This window comes from Archangium sp. Cb G35 (genome assembly GCF_001896145.1).
GTDB lineage: Bacteria > Myxococcota > Myxococcia > Myxococcales > Myxococcaceae > Archangium > Archangium violaceum.
This window is the reverse complement of the sequence record NZ_MPOI01000009.1, coordinates 84,738-98,092: the sequence shown is the minus strand read 5'-3', so window position 1 is coordinate 98,092 and position 13,355 is coordinate 84,738. Positions and strand designations below refer to the sequence as shown.

The 13,355-nt window shown below is 66.7% G+C and carries 8 protein-coding genes; 2 read left to right on the top strand and 6 right to left on the bottom strand.

The genetic code is table 11. The features are described 5' to 3' along the window. Positions 1 to 5 precede the first annotated feature (5 nt). From BO221_RS26705 to BO221_RS26690, 4 genes are all read right to left on the bottom strand, one after another. Positions 6 to 2,705 (bottom strand): AsmA family protein, encoded by a 2,700-nt coding sequence (locus BO221_RS26705; RefSeq protein ID WP_073563356.1) that lies wholly within the window; start codon positions 2,703 to 2,705, stop codon positions 6 to 8. Between the two features lie 209 nt (positions 2,706 to 2,914). After that, positions 2,915 to 4,588: a PT domain-containing protein gene (locus tag BO221_RS26700; RefSeq protein WP_143195700.1), complete on the bottom strand. Its 1,674-nt coding sequence runs from the start codon at positions 4,586 to 4,588 to the stop codon at positions 2,915 to 2,917. A gap of 104 nt (positions 4,589 to 4,692) precedes the next feature. Beyond that, entirely contained in the window at positions 4,693 to 5,352 is a 660-nt protein-coding gene (locus tag BO221_RS26695) for a hypothetical protein (protein ID WP_143195699.1), read from the bottom strand. An 8-nt stretch (positions 5,353 to 5,360) separates the two neighbouring features. Beyond that, on the bottom strand, positions 5,361 to 6,947 hold the full coding sequence (locus BO221_RS26690) for a hypothetical protein (protein WP_143195698.1): 1,587 nt from the start codon (positions 6,945 to 6,947) through the stop codon (positions 5,361 to 5,363). A gap of 188 nt (positions 6,948 to 7,135) precedes the next feature. On the opposite strand from BO221_RS26690, the gene BO221_RS26685 reads away from it, so the two are divergent. Continuing rightward, positions 7,136 to 8,911, top strand: a complete 1,776-nt coding sequence (locus BO221_RS26685) for a DUF885 domain-containing protein (RefSeq protein ID WP_198956198.1) — start codon at positions 7,136 to 7,138, stop codon at positions 8,909 to 8,911. A gap of 5 nt (positions 8,912 to 8,916) precedes the next feature. On the opposite strand, the gene BO221_RS26680 is transcribed toward BO221_RS26685, so the two are convergent. Next, positions 8,917 to 9,576 carry a hypothetical protein gene (locus BO221_RS26680; protein WP_143195697.1) on the bottom strand — a complete coding sequence of 220 codons (660 nt, stop codon included), beginning with the start codon at positions 9,574 to 9,576 and terminating at the stop codon, positions 8,917 to 8,919. Between the two features lie 8 nt (positions 9,577 to 9,584). Continuing rightward, a complete protein-coding gene (locus BO221_RS26675; protein ID WP_073563351.1) occupies positions 9,585 to 11,171 on the bottom strand; it encodes a hypothetical protein in 1,587 nt (528 codons plus the stop codon). Positions 11,172 to 11,453: 282 nt separating this feature from the next. Between BO221_RS26675 and BO221_RS26670 the strand changes: the two genes are divergently transcribed. Beyond that, positions 11,454 to 12,899, top strand: coding sequence for a hypothetical protein (locus BO221_RS26670; RefSeq protein WP_073563350.1), 1,446 nt, complete (start codon positions 11,454 to 11,456; stop codon positions 12,897 to 12,899). Positions 12,900 to 13,355 lie beyond the last annotated feature (456 nt).

The following is a 13,355-nucleotide window of genomic DNA, read 5'->3' as shown; positions in this document are numbered from 1 at the left end:
ACGGATTAGCGTCCGAAGATGCCGCGGAGGCGCTTCTTCGCTTCCTCCTCGGCCTTCTTGCGCGCGGCCTCCGCTTCCTGCCGCGCCTTCTCCTCCAGCTCCTTCTGACGCTTCTCCGCCTCGGCCTTCGCGGCCTCCTTCGCCGCGTCCGCGCCGCCGGTGATGATCTTCCCCACCTCCTTGCCCTTGTCCCCCAGCGCCTCCGTCGCCGCGCTCGCCACCGCCATCTTCCCGATGGCCAACGCCGCCGGCTTCACGTCCAGCCCCGTCACCTCCGGGCTCCACGCCTTGCCCGTCAGCTTCAGCGCCACCGGCACCGGCTCGGTCGGCTTCGCCCGGCCCAGCGTCATCTTCTCGATGAGCGGCGGCCCCAGGTTCACCGTGCCCGCCAGGTCCAGCGTTCCGTCCAGCCGGATGCCGCCGTCGAAGCTCATCGCCGCCTCGGGCCGCGTCCACGTAATTGGCTTGGACAGCTGCGCCACGCCATCCTTGATGGTCACCCCGAACGGCAGCTGCTCCGCCAGCTCGGTCACCCCATCGCTGTCCAGCACCTTGCCCACGAAGGGCAGCGCCTTCACCAGCGGAGCGGACACCGCCGCCGGAATGTCGATGCCCGTGAACGCCCCGCCCAGCAGGTTGCCGTCGATGGCCCCGGCGAGCCGCTCCTGCAGGCTCTTCATCTCGTAGCCCACGCCCGACAGGTTCATCTGCCCGTTGAACTTCCCGTCCAGCACCTTGCGCGGCACCCGCGTGGACAGCGCCTCCGCCACGTTCATGTCCTTCACCTCGGCCTTCAGCTCGAAGGGCCGCTGCGCCGCATCGGGACCCAGCCGCACCGAGCTCCCGCTCGCCGACACCGTGCCGCCATAGATGCCCGTGGTGAAGCGCTCCACCGTGATGAGGTCGTCCACCATCTTCAAGTCCGCCACCATGTTGGACAGGTCCATCTCGTTCATCCGCAGCGCGCCAATCTTGAAGGACATGTTCCCGCGCATGCCGTTGAAGCGCTTGGGATCCTGGGGCCCCTCCTCCGCCTCGGGCTGCGGACCGCCCGCCGTGGCCGCCACCTCCTCGTCCGTCATCAGCATTTCATCCACGTTGAGCCGAGGGCTCTCGAGCGCCAGGGCGAACGTCATCGTCTGCTTCGCCCCCGTGCCCGCCTGCGAGTACGACGCCGTGCCGGCCATCGTGTACTCGAGCAGGGCGATGCCCAACTTGCTCAGGTCCACCTTCATGGGCTGCTTGCCGCTCTCGGGCTGGTACGTGCCCGCCGCGTCCACCGTGAAGGTCTGCCCGGGCCGCTTGTCCAGCAGCAGCCCCGGCCGCATGTCCACGCCCGACAGGTCCGACTTCGCATCGAAGCGCAGCGCGCCGCCGCTCGCCGCCGCTCCGGTGAGCCGGGCCGTCAGCCGCATGGGCGCGCCCGCCTCCTTGGAGAGCTGCTCGGGGATGCGCAGCCGCACCGGCGTCAGGTCCACCTCGGCCGTCAGCGCCTGCGACTCCTGCGTGCCGCCTCCGCGCACCACCAGGCCGATGGGGCCCGCCACCTGGTTGGCGAGCTGCTTGCGCAGCGGCGGGTAGTACTCGGCCAGCACCGCCGGATCGAGGTTCTGCCCCACCAGCTCGAAGTCCTGCACCGTGGGCGTCTCGGTGAGCAGCCCCTTCACCTGGCCCTTGCCGGTGATGCGCGCCGGGCCGAGCTCCATCCGCAGCGTCTGGAGGGACAGGTCTCCCTTCTCCATGTCGCCCGTCACGTCGGTGTCCACCACCACGTCGAGCGCCTTGCCGCCCTCGGCCCCGGCGAAGCGCAGGCCCTGGGCACGCAGGCCGCCCTTGAGGTTCGTGGGCCCGGTGCCTCCGGGCACCGCCGCGCCGAGCTGCGCCGTCCAGTCCGCCTGGAGCGTGCCCGCCTGCAGCCCCGCCTCGGCTCCGAGGAAGGGGCCCAGGGGCGCCAGGTCGATGGGCTCGGACTTGAGCTCCACGCGCTCGGGCACGGGGATGAGCGAGGCCGGCAGCGGCGTGGTGTGCAGCGTGAGGTGGAAGTTCTGCTTCTGCGCCAGCACCGCGGCGTGGAGCACCACGTCCAGCGGCTTGCCCGCGCGCAGGTCCTTCACCTCCACGTCCAGGTCGGTGATGGCCAGCTCCCGCGCCTGCGCCGCGCTCCGGTCGATGAAGCGGATGGTGGCATCGGTGAGCGCCGCCCGGTCCACGCGCACCATGGAGAGGTCCGTGGGCTGCTCCTCGGCGGGAGGCGTCTCCTCCTTGGGCTGCTGCTGGGCGAGCTTCTCCATCAGCCGCGAGGCATTGGTGGTGCCGTCCGGCAGCCGGACGACGTTGATGGTGAGCCCGGACACCTCGGCGTTCTTCACCTGGATGTCCTGGCCGCGCGAGGTGAGGGCGGGCCAGAGCGCCACCGCCACGTCGAGCTTCTTCATCTCCGCCAGCGGCACCTGCTCGCCCTCGGCGGCGCCGACCACCACGTTCTCCACCTCGACGCCCACATGGGGAATGAGCTGGGTGGAGATGTCACCGATGTCCACTGGCCGGCCCAGCGTCTGGGCGAAGGCAGCGGCCTCGGTGCGCGCGCGCTGGAGCAGGAAGGCGTCGAGCCGCCACAGGGCCACGGCCACGGCCACCACCAGGAACAGGACGATGCCGCCCAGGACGTAGGGCCAGCGCTTCTTCTTCGGCTGCTGTTCGGACATCTCTCGGTACCTCCACCAGCCCGGGGCCTCGGGGGTTGCTCGGAGCCCGGGCTGTCAGGCTGGCGAACCCTTAACCCAGGAGGCCCCATCCCGCACGTTCCTCGTGAGCGGGGGCTTGGGATTGGATGTTGAAGATGGCACTCACGGGCTGGGACGGGAGCCGCTCGCGGATATGCAATTCGTCCCGTGAGGCCTGCCCGCCCGGCCGCTCACGGGGAGCGAACGGTCGGGGTCCACTGGAGGGGGCCTTTGGGCACCGTCCGGCTGAAGGTGGAGCGGTCGAGCACCATGCGGCCCTGGGTATCGAGGGTCTGCGCATCCTCGGGGACCTTCCGGACGAGCCGCCCGGTGCTCATGTCCACCAGCAGGCCCTCGGAGAAGACGAAGTCCCCGGCGGCCACGAGGCCGTACCCCCTCTGCTCGCCGAGCTCGCGCTGCGCTCCCGTCGTGGTGTCCACGAACCAGAGGGGCCTGTTCTGGTTCTTGGGTCCGGGCCGCTTCACCAGCGCGCGGGTTCCCTCGACGTAGTGCACCTCGCCGCGCATCGGGTGCACGGTGCGCGTCTCCAGGTCCACCACGCTCTGGTCGGAGTCGCCCAGGGTGGAGGCGGGTGAGATGGGGAACAGCCGGGGAGGATTCAGGGAGAGCGGGGGCCGCCCCGCGTACTCGGTGGCGATGCCGAGCGGCTGGTGGACCCGGGCCCCGTGCAACTCGAGCGCGTTGCCCTGGGCGGTGCAGGCAACGAGCACCTGCTCCCGCGCTGCATCCACGTGGAGGACATTGGCGCGGCAGCTCGCGGGCACCCACTCGGTGTGCTGGCCCGAGGCCTGTTCGACGAACACTTCTCCCTGCTCACCCTGGCGCAGCAGGGCGTCTCCGAGCGGCTGGAGGACACCTTCCCTCGGGACGAGCGGGCCGCCGTCCACCCGGCGCAGCAACCACGTGGCCGTGTCGCCCTCCTGGCCATAGGTGCCGTAGGACATGATGGGACCCCGGCAGTACCTGGACGCGAGCGACGTCTGCGCCCGGGGCCAGGTGAGCTGTCCATCTCCATCCGTGTCCTGGGTGACGACGCCGAACCAGACCCACCGGCCCTCGGGGTCGAGCGAGGCACGGCCCAGCAAGCCGGGGCCATGGGGCACCTCGCGCTTGCTGCCGTCTTGGAGGTTGATGAGGAAGGCCGTGGCCCGCTTCTCCGGCCCGCTCAGGGACACGAGGAGCAGGCGTTGGCCGTCGCGCGAGAAGGACACGGGCAGGGAGGCGCTGGGCGCGGTGCTGTCGGGGATGGCGTCGGGAGGGGAGAGCTCGGTGTCGGCGCGCGTGTACGTGTCGAGCAGCCGGAGCGAGCCGCCGCGGACCACCACGAGGTAGCGGCCGGTCGGATCCGCGGCGAGGAAGTCGTCGAGCCGTTCACCTTCGCCGGGCTCGAGGAACAGGTAGGGCGCGAGCGCGTCCCCGAACGTGTCCCCGTGCCGGCCGAAGATGACCTCCAGCTTGCCATCGCCGTTGGTGTCCTCGCGGGCCTGGCAGGCGATGAGCCAACGGCCGTCTTTGGCGGCCTGCTGGAAGAGGATGGGGTGACGCGTGCCGATGGGGCCTGCCTCGCGCTGAAGGGCGGTGGGGGGCGCCACCGTGAACTCAGGGGCCGGAGGGAGAGCGGCGACCGGTGGGCTGATGGGTTCGGGGGCCGGAGTGGCGGCGGCGACAGGCGCGCTCGTGGGCTCGGTGCTCGGAACCGCAATGGGCGGGCTCGTGGGCTCCGAGGCCGGGGCGGGCGCGGAGACGGGCGGGCTCGTGGGCTCGGCGGAGGGAGGAGGCGAGGCTCTCCGCGCCGCACAGGCGGGGAGGAGGAGGGCGGAGGCGAGCAGCACGCGGAGTTTCATGGGGGGCGAGGCTGGAGGAGGAGACGCCGGGTGCGCAAGCGCCACGAAGTCCACTCCGAGCGCCTTCCCTGCCACGCGTGGGGACTGGAGACTGCGGAGGTGCATCACCCTCGAGCGGACTTCACCCGGGCGAGCCAGTCCTGGAACTCGTCTCCCAGATTCATGATGAAGTCGAAGCGGCCGGTGGCGATCATCTCGACCAGCCGCCGGTCACGGGCGATGAGCTCGGGCACGCTGGTGGGAAAATGGATGCCGGGCATGCCATCGAAGAGATAGCCCTGGTCCACCATGAGCATGTCGACGTAGTGGGAGAGGGCCTCGAAGAAGCGATCCACGTTCGAGGCAATGGGCAGGACATACCTGTCCATGTAGGCATCGATGTAGATGACGGGTTGGCGGCCTTGCTCATCGGCGAGTTTTGGCACCACTGCGTAGTAGTAGGCGAGCCCGGGGATGCTCCCGAAGATGACGGAGGAGTGGAAGGGTTCCTCTGGGCGGCGAAATCCTTCCGTGTCCAGTGCGATTCCATTGAGCTGGTCATCGACCCGGTTGAGGAAGAGCTGTCCACCGAACTCTCCTCCGAAATCAGCCCTGCCAAGGCGCCTGTAGACGGCCGCGAGTACAGGGTCGAAGGGGTAGCCTGCAACGAGTGCTCCGGCTTCAGGTGGGGAACGCCCTGGCGGAAGGGTCTCCATGTGCAGTCCGTACTTTCGATGCACCTCCATCAACCGGTCGAGTCCAGGCAGTGGGACATCCGCAGTCATGGTCATGCTCATTTCAGGAGGAGGTCCACCAGTGTCTTCACTTCGCCAAGAGCATCTGCCTCGGCCTTGGCGAGTGCGGACGCAGAACGGCCCACTTCGTAACGCTGGTTGAACCAGCGGCCAAAGTGCCGGTCGACGATGTCTGCCACTTTTCGCACGTCTTCCTCAGTGGCCCTGCCTTTCGCCCGCCGGAACGTCGTCCAGACATTGTTGATTCCCTTGTGCACGAGTTTGTGCACGCCCCATAGGTTTTCGCGGGCGTTGATGTTCAATCGCTGGAAGAGATGAGCGTACTCCAGGGGAATGCGATGGTGCACAGGGTAGCTGAATCCGTTGTCATCGATGAGGAGCTTGGCCAGGTCAGTATGGAACTTGCCGTAGAAGTCCTTGTGCGCCATCTGCCTGAGTTCTTTGCTCGCAGTGTCGTCCAGCCTGGCGTCGAGGAGCTTCTCGAAGCGGGCCATGAGCTTGCGTAACTGCTCCTTCTCCGCGACCGACAGTCCCTGTGTCTGGGCCTTCGTCCACAAGCGATGGAATTGTTCCCGCTCCGCCGGACGTACCCGGGCGAGAAAGGAGCGGAACCAGGCCACGGCTTCCGAGCCGCCGCGAGCCAGGATGGGGACCAGCCTGGGCGCCACCGCCTCGAAAAGCGCGATGCCACCGCGTAATGCGAGGCCGCTGATGAACCAGGTAGCGAGGAACTCGGTGCTGCTGACTCCCGCCTGCAGGAAGGCGTCCTGGGTCTCCTCTCTCCACTCGCGGAGGATTCGCTCGTAGAGCGCATAGTGCTCGGCGACGAGGTCGGGTGGGGCTCCCGTGGCTGAGCGCAGCGTCACCGCTTCCATCACGCGCCAGCGTGCATGCCGTTCAGCCCGGTGGTGTTCCGCCTCCAGCGTCAACCGGACCGTACGTGGCCCGAGGCCGTGGGTGAATGGCAGGATCGCCTGGGTGAGTTGTGCGACCAGTTCTGGCGAGGGCTCGCGGATGGGCGGGCCCCCATGGGACTCGTATCGCGCAATCGTCGCGCCAAGGACCCGCTCATCATCCAACCGGACATCCGCCAACGCCGTGGCGCTGCCCCCATCGGGTACCCGCAGCCCCTTGGCCAACTGGGTGGCCATGGCATGCGCCTGGGAAAGGGTATCCGCCGTCACGCCCGTGCGCCGCACGGGTAGCGTCCTGGCCTCCAGGGGTTTGGAACTCTCCGAGGTGGTGAGCGCACGCAGGCCCCATCCATGCCGCGCCCGTTGCAAGGTGAGGACAATCTCTCCGGTGCGCGAGTCCAAGTAGGTGGGCAGGTGCGTTTCGAGACCTGGGGCAAACGCAGCACCCTTCTCGGCGGAGCCCGAGCCCGTGGCCTCACGCTTCCAGGACAGCAGTGTCAGCACACCGTTTTGTGCCCAGAAGCGGAGGACCAGGTTGGCACCGGCTTCCTCCACGAGGCTGGCCACTCCACGCATGCCCGAGAGCGCTGTAGTGGTTTCGGCCCGGCGCGCGTCTTCGTCCTCTTGCGTGTCACGCGCCTCCCACGGTGGTGGTAGCGCCCTCCCGATTTCCTCCGCCGGAATGTCCTCCTCGGGCTCGATGCCATCCATCGCTCCCGTCGTCGCGCAGGCCTGGAGCACCAGTGCCAGGAGGCATATCCACCCGGCGGGTCGAGCTGTTCCCCATCTCATGTGGGGGAGAGCCTATATTGCATGCCCTTCCAGGGACGTGGCGACTCCGCGAAGTCCACTCCGAGCGCCTTCCCTGTCACGCGCGGGGAATGGAGACTGTGGACGTGATGATTCGAGCCACCCTCTGCAGTGCCGCCCTGCTCCTGATGCCCGCGTGTGCTCCGCGCACGGGCTCCGGGCCGGCGGCCTCCGCGTCCGCCATGGCCTCCACTCCCGCCGATGCCGAATACGCCCGCTTCGCCCGCGAGTACCTCGACTGGTACTACGCCGCGCACCCGGTACGCGCGACGAGCCTGGGGCTGCACCAGTACGACACGCAGGTGCAGGACCTGTCGGCCGAGGCCTTCCAGCACCGGGCGAAGGAGTTGCACGGGTGGCTCGCGAGGCTGGAGCGGCTGGACCGGGCGACGCTCACGGGGGACGCGGTGTTCGACGTGCGCATCCTGGAGAACGCCATCCGCGCGGAGCTGCTGGAGCTGGAGGAGGAGCGCGGCTGGCAGCGCAACCCGATGCTCTACAACAGTGTGATCGCCAGTGCGCTCTCGTCGCTGTCGCAGCGGGAGTTCGCTCCGGTGGAGGAGCGGGGGCGGAGCCTGCTGGCGAGGATGGAGCGGATTCCGGCGGTGGTGGCCGCGGCGAAGGCCAACCTGCGCGACGTGCCGAAACCGTGGGCCGAGCAGGGGCTGCGTGACACGCGCGGCACGGTGGGCTTCCTGCGCTCGGACCTGCCGAAGGCGCTGGAGTCCCAGGGGCTGGCGCGGGTGGACGCAGCGCTGCGACAGGAGCTCACCACGGCACTGGCGCGAGCGGTGGCCGAGGTGGAGGGCTTCGCGCGGTGGCAGGAGCGGGAGCTGTTGCCGAAGGCGAACGGGGACTTCCGGTTGGGGAAGGCGCTCTTCGAGAAGAAGCTGGCGCTGGAGGAGCATGTGGAGCTGACGGCCGAGCAGCTGCGAGACGTCAACGAGCGGGCCATCCGGAGGTACCAGGAGTGGGTGGCGAAGGAGGCGGCGCGGGTGGACGCGACGAAGTCACCGGTGGCGGTGATGGACGCGCTGGTGCACGACCATCCGGCGGCGGAGGAGCTGATTCCGCTGGCGCGCAAGCAATTGGAGGAGTGCCAGCGATTCGTGGTGGAGAAGGGGCTGCTGACATTGCCCTCGGAGCGGCTGCCGACGGTGCGCGAGACGCCGCCGTACGCGCGGATGGGCTTCGCGTCGATGGATACGCCGGGACCCTTCGAGACGCGGGCGACGGAGGCCTTCTACAACATCACCAACGTGGAGCCGGAGTGGACGGAGGAGCAGAAGGCGCAGCACCTGACGTACTTCAACCGTGCGGGGCTGTTGGGCATCACGGTGCACGAGGGAATGCCGGGGCACTTCGTGCAGCTGTTGTACGAGGCCCGGATTCCGACGGAGGTGCGCAAGGTGTTCACGCCGGCGTCGCTGGTGGAGGGCTGGGCGCACTACGTGGAGCAGATGATGGTGGACGAGGGCTTCGGTGAGGGAGACCCGGCGGTGCGGCTGGGGCAGTTGCGTCGGGCGCTGCAACGGCATGCGCGGTGGCACGCGGGCCTGTCGATGCACGCCTTCGGTGAGTCGGTGGAGAACGCGGCGAAGCGTTACGCGGAGATCGCCTACTTCGAGCCCTTCCCGGCGCTGCGTGAGGTGCAGCGAGGCACGTTCAACCCGACGTATCTCTATTACGCGCTGGGACGGATGCAGATTTTGAAGCTGCGCGAGGACTACAAACGTTACCTGGAGGCACGAGGACAGACGTTCTCGCTGAGAGACTTCCACGACCGGTTCCTGCAACTCGGGCTGCCGGTGTCACTGGCGCGGCAGGCGATGATGCCAGGGGACACGGCTCCGTCGCTGGAGTAGGGGCATCACCCTCGAGCGGACTTCACCCGGGTGAGCCAGTCCTGGAACTCGTCGCCCGGGTTCATGATGAAGTCGAAGCGGCCGGTGGAGATCATCTCGACCAGCCTCCGGTCACGGGCGATGAGCTCGGGCACGCTGTCGGGAAAATGGATGCCGGGCATGCCATCGAAGAGGTAGCCCTGGTCCACCACGAGCATGTCGACGAAGTGGGAGAGGGCGTCGAAGAAGCGGTCCACGTCCGAGGCGATGGGCAGGACGTACCTGTCCATATAGGCATCGATGAAGATGACGGGTTGGCGGCCTTGCTCGTCGGCGAGCTTGGGCACCACGGCGAAGTAGTGCGCGAGCCCGGGAATCCTCCCGAAAAATACGGAGGAGCGGAAGGGTTCCTCCTCTTCACGAAACTGCTCGGTCCTCAGTACGACTCCATTCAACTGGTCATTGACCTGGTCGAGGAAGAGTTGCCCCCCGAATTCTCCGCCGAAATCAGCCCCGCCAAGACGCCTGTAGACGGCCGCGAGCACGGGGTCGAAGGGATAGCCCGCGACGAGTTCTCCAACTGAGGGCGGAGCGCGCCCTGGCGGCAAGGTCTTCATGTGCAGTCCGTGCTTCCGGTACACATCCATCAATCGGTCGAGTCCAGGCAGTGGGATATCTGTATTCATGGCCATGCTCATTTCAGGAGGAGGTCTACCAGTGCCTTCACTTCGTCGAGAGCATCCGCCTCGGCCTTGGTGAGTGAGGACGCGGAGTGGCTTGCTTCATAACGTTGATTGAACCACCGGCCAAAGTGCCGGTCGACGATGGCTGCCACTTTCTGCACGTCTTGCTCATTGGCCTTACCTTTCGCCCTCCGGAATGCTGTCCAGATGTTGTTGAGTTTCTTGTGCACGGCCTCGTGCACGCCCCACAGGTTTTCCCGGGCATTGATGTTCAACCGCTCGAACAGGTGCGCGTACTCCAGGGGGAGGCGATGGTGCACGGGATAGGGCTTTCCTCGCTCGTCAAGCAGGAGCTTCGCCAGATCGGTATGGAACTTCCCGTAGAAGTCCCTGTGCGCCATCTTCCTGAGCTCGTCGCTCGCATCACGGCCCAGCTTGGCGTCGAGAAGCTTCTCGAAGTGGGCCATGAGCTTGCGTAACTGCTCCTTCTCCGCGACCGACAGTCCCTGGGTCTGGGCCTTTGTCCACAAGCGATGGAACTGTTCCCGCTCCGCCGGACGTACCCGGGCGAGAAAGGAGCGGAACCAGGCCACGGCTTCCGAGCCGCCGCGAGCCAGGATGGGGGCCAGCCTGGGAGCCACCGCCTCGAAGAGCGCGATGCCACCGCGTAACGCGAGGCCGCTGATGAACCAGGTAGCGAGGAACTCGGTGCTGCTGACTCCCGCTTGCAGGAAGGCTTCCTGGGTCTCCTCCCTCCACTCGCGGAGGATGCGCTCGTAGAGTGCGTAGTGCTCGGCGGCGAGATCGGGTGGGGCCTCCACGGCCGGGCGTAGCGTCACCGCTTCCATCACGCGCCAGCGTGCATGCCGTTCAGCCCGGTGGTGTTCCGCCTCCAGCGTCAACCGGACCGTGCGTGGCCCGAGGCCGTGGGTGAAGGGCAGCAAGGCTTGGGTGAGTTGCGCGACGAGCACCGGCGAGGGCTCGCGGATGGGCGGGCCCCCATGGGACTCGTATCGTGCGGTCGTTGCGCCAAGGACCCGCTCGTCATCCAACAGGACATCCGCCAACATCGTGGCTCTGCCCCCATCGGGTACCCGCAGCCCCTTGGCCAACTGGGTGGCCATGGCATGGGTCTGGGCAAGGGTGTCCGCCGTCACGCCCGTGCGTCGCACGGGTAACGTCCTGGCCTCCAGGGGCTTGGAGTTCTCCGATGTGGTGAGCGCACGAAGGCCCCATCCGTGCCGTTCCCGTTGCAAGGTGAGAACAATCTCTCCGGTGCGCGAGTCCACGAAGGTGGGTAGGTGCGTTTCGAGACCTGGGGCGAATGCCGCACTCTTCCCGGCGGAGTCCGTGCCCGTGCCATCACGCTTCCAGGACAGCAGTGTCAGCACCCCGTTTTGTGCCCAGAAGCGGAAGACCAGGCTGGCACCGGCCTGCTCCACGTGGCTGGTAACTCCACGCATGCCCGAGAGCGCTGCGGTGGTTTCGGCCCGGAGCGCGTCTTCGTCCGCGGCCGTGTCACGCGTTTCCCACGGTGGCGGCAGCTCCCTCCCGACTTTCTCTGCCGGAATATCCTCCTCGGGCTCGATGCCATCCATTGCTCCCGTTGTCGCGCAGGCCTGGAGCACCAGTGCCAGGAGGCATATCCAGCCGGCGGGTCGAGCCGTTCCCCATCTCATGTTGGGGAGAGCCTATATTGGAGTTCTCCGATACCTGCATGGGGGCGGTTTCCACGATCGGTTTCTGCAACTCGTACTGCCCGTACCGCTGGTGCAGCAGGTACGGACGCCGGAGGACACGAGTCCGTTGCCGCAGTATCGTGTGCCTCCTCACGGTATGCGCTTCGATATCCCGAAGCGGCCGAAGAGGGGGAGTACCAAATGAAGCGCGTAGTGATTGCGAGTGTGCTGTTGTCCACGCCTGTTCTTGCCGCGGACTATCGGGACTGCAAGGAATTGTTCGTCTCGCCCATGGAAGTAATTGCTCCTGAAACCAAGTCCACTGGAGCAGCATGGGACAATGGGTCGCATGCAGACCCCGAGTTGATGGCCAGACCTGCCGAGCGGAACGACGTGCCCAGTGTCGCTATCGGGCCAAAGTTGGAGGATACGCCCAAGCCGCGGTGGAACAGCATCTTCGTGGACGAGACAAGTACAGGGGCGTGGCTTCCGGTGCGCGTGGGGGACAGTATCCGGCTGAGCCTCGTTGACCGTGATGCCATGTCGGACGATTTGATGGCGCAGTACGCCGTGGAGGTGCCCAAGCAGCTCGCGACGAATGGAGTCGCTTTTGTCGTGGCAGGTGGGGACACGCGCAACCCTTTGTTCCTTCGTATTTCCGCCACGGACGGCAAGCGCGCGTGTTCGGGGGTCGAGTCCCTGGAGCCGCTCGTCTACGAACTGCCCAAGCCGGCCTTCATTGCGAAGGTGGACACCACGCTCTTCGAGAAGATCAAGGTCTATAATCGCTGCAGCGTGAACGGGGCCTCGGCTGCATGCAAGGCGGCGAACTACACTGCTGTGTACGGCGACATCAACAAGGACGGTGTCACGGATACGATCGTCAAGGGAGGGCCTTTTGGCGGTGGAAAGGCCATCGTGATCGCGATCACCCAGGGCTTTGAGCCGTCGACTCGTCAGGACGTCTTCCTGGGGGCCTGCGATGACATGGGAGTCTCCGCTTCGGGCGAGGCCGCGTGCACTGCGGAAGGGAAGACGACCCTCATCTCCATGAGCAACGGCAAGGCGGAGGCCCGGGAGGCTTCCGCGAAGGAAGTAGAGGCCGTGAGCGCGAATACGGCTGCACTCAAGGCCGGGGAGGCCAAGGCCAACCTGAAGGCGCTCTTTACGTCACAGCGAGCGTTCTTGCAGGAGAAGGATCGGTACTCAGCCAATGCTGTCGAGCTCGGATATTCGCCCGAGCGAGGAAACCGCTATGCCTATTTCCTCGCCGCCCGCGGGGTCGTCCAGAAGCGCGATTCAGCGCAGCTCCTTTCGCAGCCGACCGTCAACATCATCGCTCCAGACACTCACCGGCATCCTGAAGCGGTTCTACATTCTGGGTTGAAGGAAGCGGGCTGCCCCCTGACTTTTGGCACGAATCAGGACGGGGAGCCGGTGGGCTTGGGTGTCTCGGGTGCAGGGTCGGAGCAGCATTTCATCGCCTACGCCATCGGTAACGTGGATTCGGATCCGGACATGGATTGCTGGTCCATTTCCGATGTGGATCGCAAGACGAAGAGCGGGGACATCATTCCTGCTGGCGAACCCTTCCAGGAGCGGAGCGACTACGAGGAGCCGAAGACGGCGACCTCGCCGACGCCGTGATGCGCCCTCACGGCTGATGGGGCACTGGTGGTTGGACTCGAAATCACGACCACCGGTGGCGGAGCGCCCGAGGGCGCAAGACACGAAGACAACCAGTCGTGTCATGTTCGTCCTCGGGCGGCGCTGCGGTGATGGGTTCTGAATGCCAGTGTCTTGTTCGTTGATGTTGCGGGAACTTGTTCCGCAAGTCGGGTCTGGAGTTCCTCGGAGTTGGCGAGGCCTCGCTCCATAGCCAGAGCGCGATGAGATCCTCGTGCTCTCCAGCCGGGTAGTGCGTGAGCCGGTAGACGCCACGACGGGCTCGCTGCAGGCGGCCCTGCTTCACATGGTGGGTCAGGAGCGGCAGCGAGTAGCTTCAGGGGTGAGTGAGTCCGCCTTCCGGGCGCGCTCTTCACGAACTTGTCCAACTGTTGGACAAGTCTGGCGAGACCGTGCCCGGAGGGGTCCCTCCTGCTT

Coding starts and splice junctions, on each gene's coding strand:
- BO221_RS26705 (WP_073563356.1), bottom strand. CDS start 2,705: ATGTCCGAACAGCAGCCGAAGAAGAAGCGCTGGCCCTACGTCCTGGGC.
- BO221_RS26700 (WP_143195700.1), bottom strand. CDS start 4,588: ATGAAACTCCGCGTGCTGCTCGCCTCCGCCCTCCTCCTCCCCGCCTGT.
- BO221_RS26695 (WP_143195699.1), bottom strand. CDS start 5,352: ATGACTGCGGATGTCCCACTGCCTGGACTCGACCGGTTGATGGAGGTG.
- BO221_RS26690 (WP_143195698.1), bottom strand. CDS start 6,947: ATGGATGGCATCGAGCCCGAGGAGGACATTCCGGCGGAGGAAATCGGG.
- BO221_RS26685 (WP_198956198.1), top strand. CDS start 7,136: ATGATTCGAGCCACCCTCTGCAGTGCCGCCCTGCTCCTGATGCCCGCG.
- BO221_RS26680 (WP_143195697.1), bottom strand. CDS start 9,576: ATGAATACAGATATCCCACTGCCTGGACTCGACCGATTGATGGATGTG.
- BO221_RS26675 (WP_073563351.1), bottom strand. CDS start 11,171: ATGGATGGCATCGAGCCCGAGGAGGATATTCCGGCAGAGAAAGTCGGG.
- BO221_RS26670 (WP_073563350.1), top strand. CDS start 11,454: ATGAAGCGCGTAGTGATTGCGAGTGTGCTGTTGTCCACGCCTGTTCTT.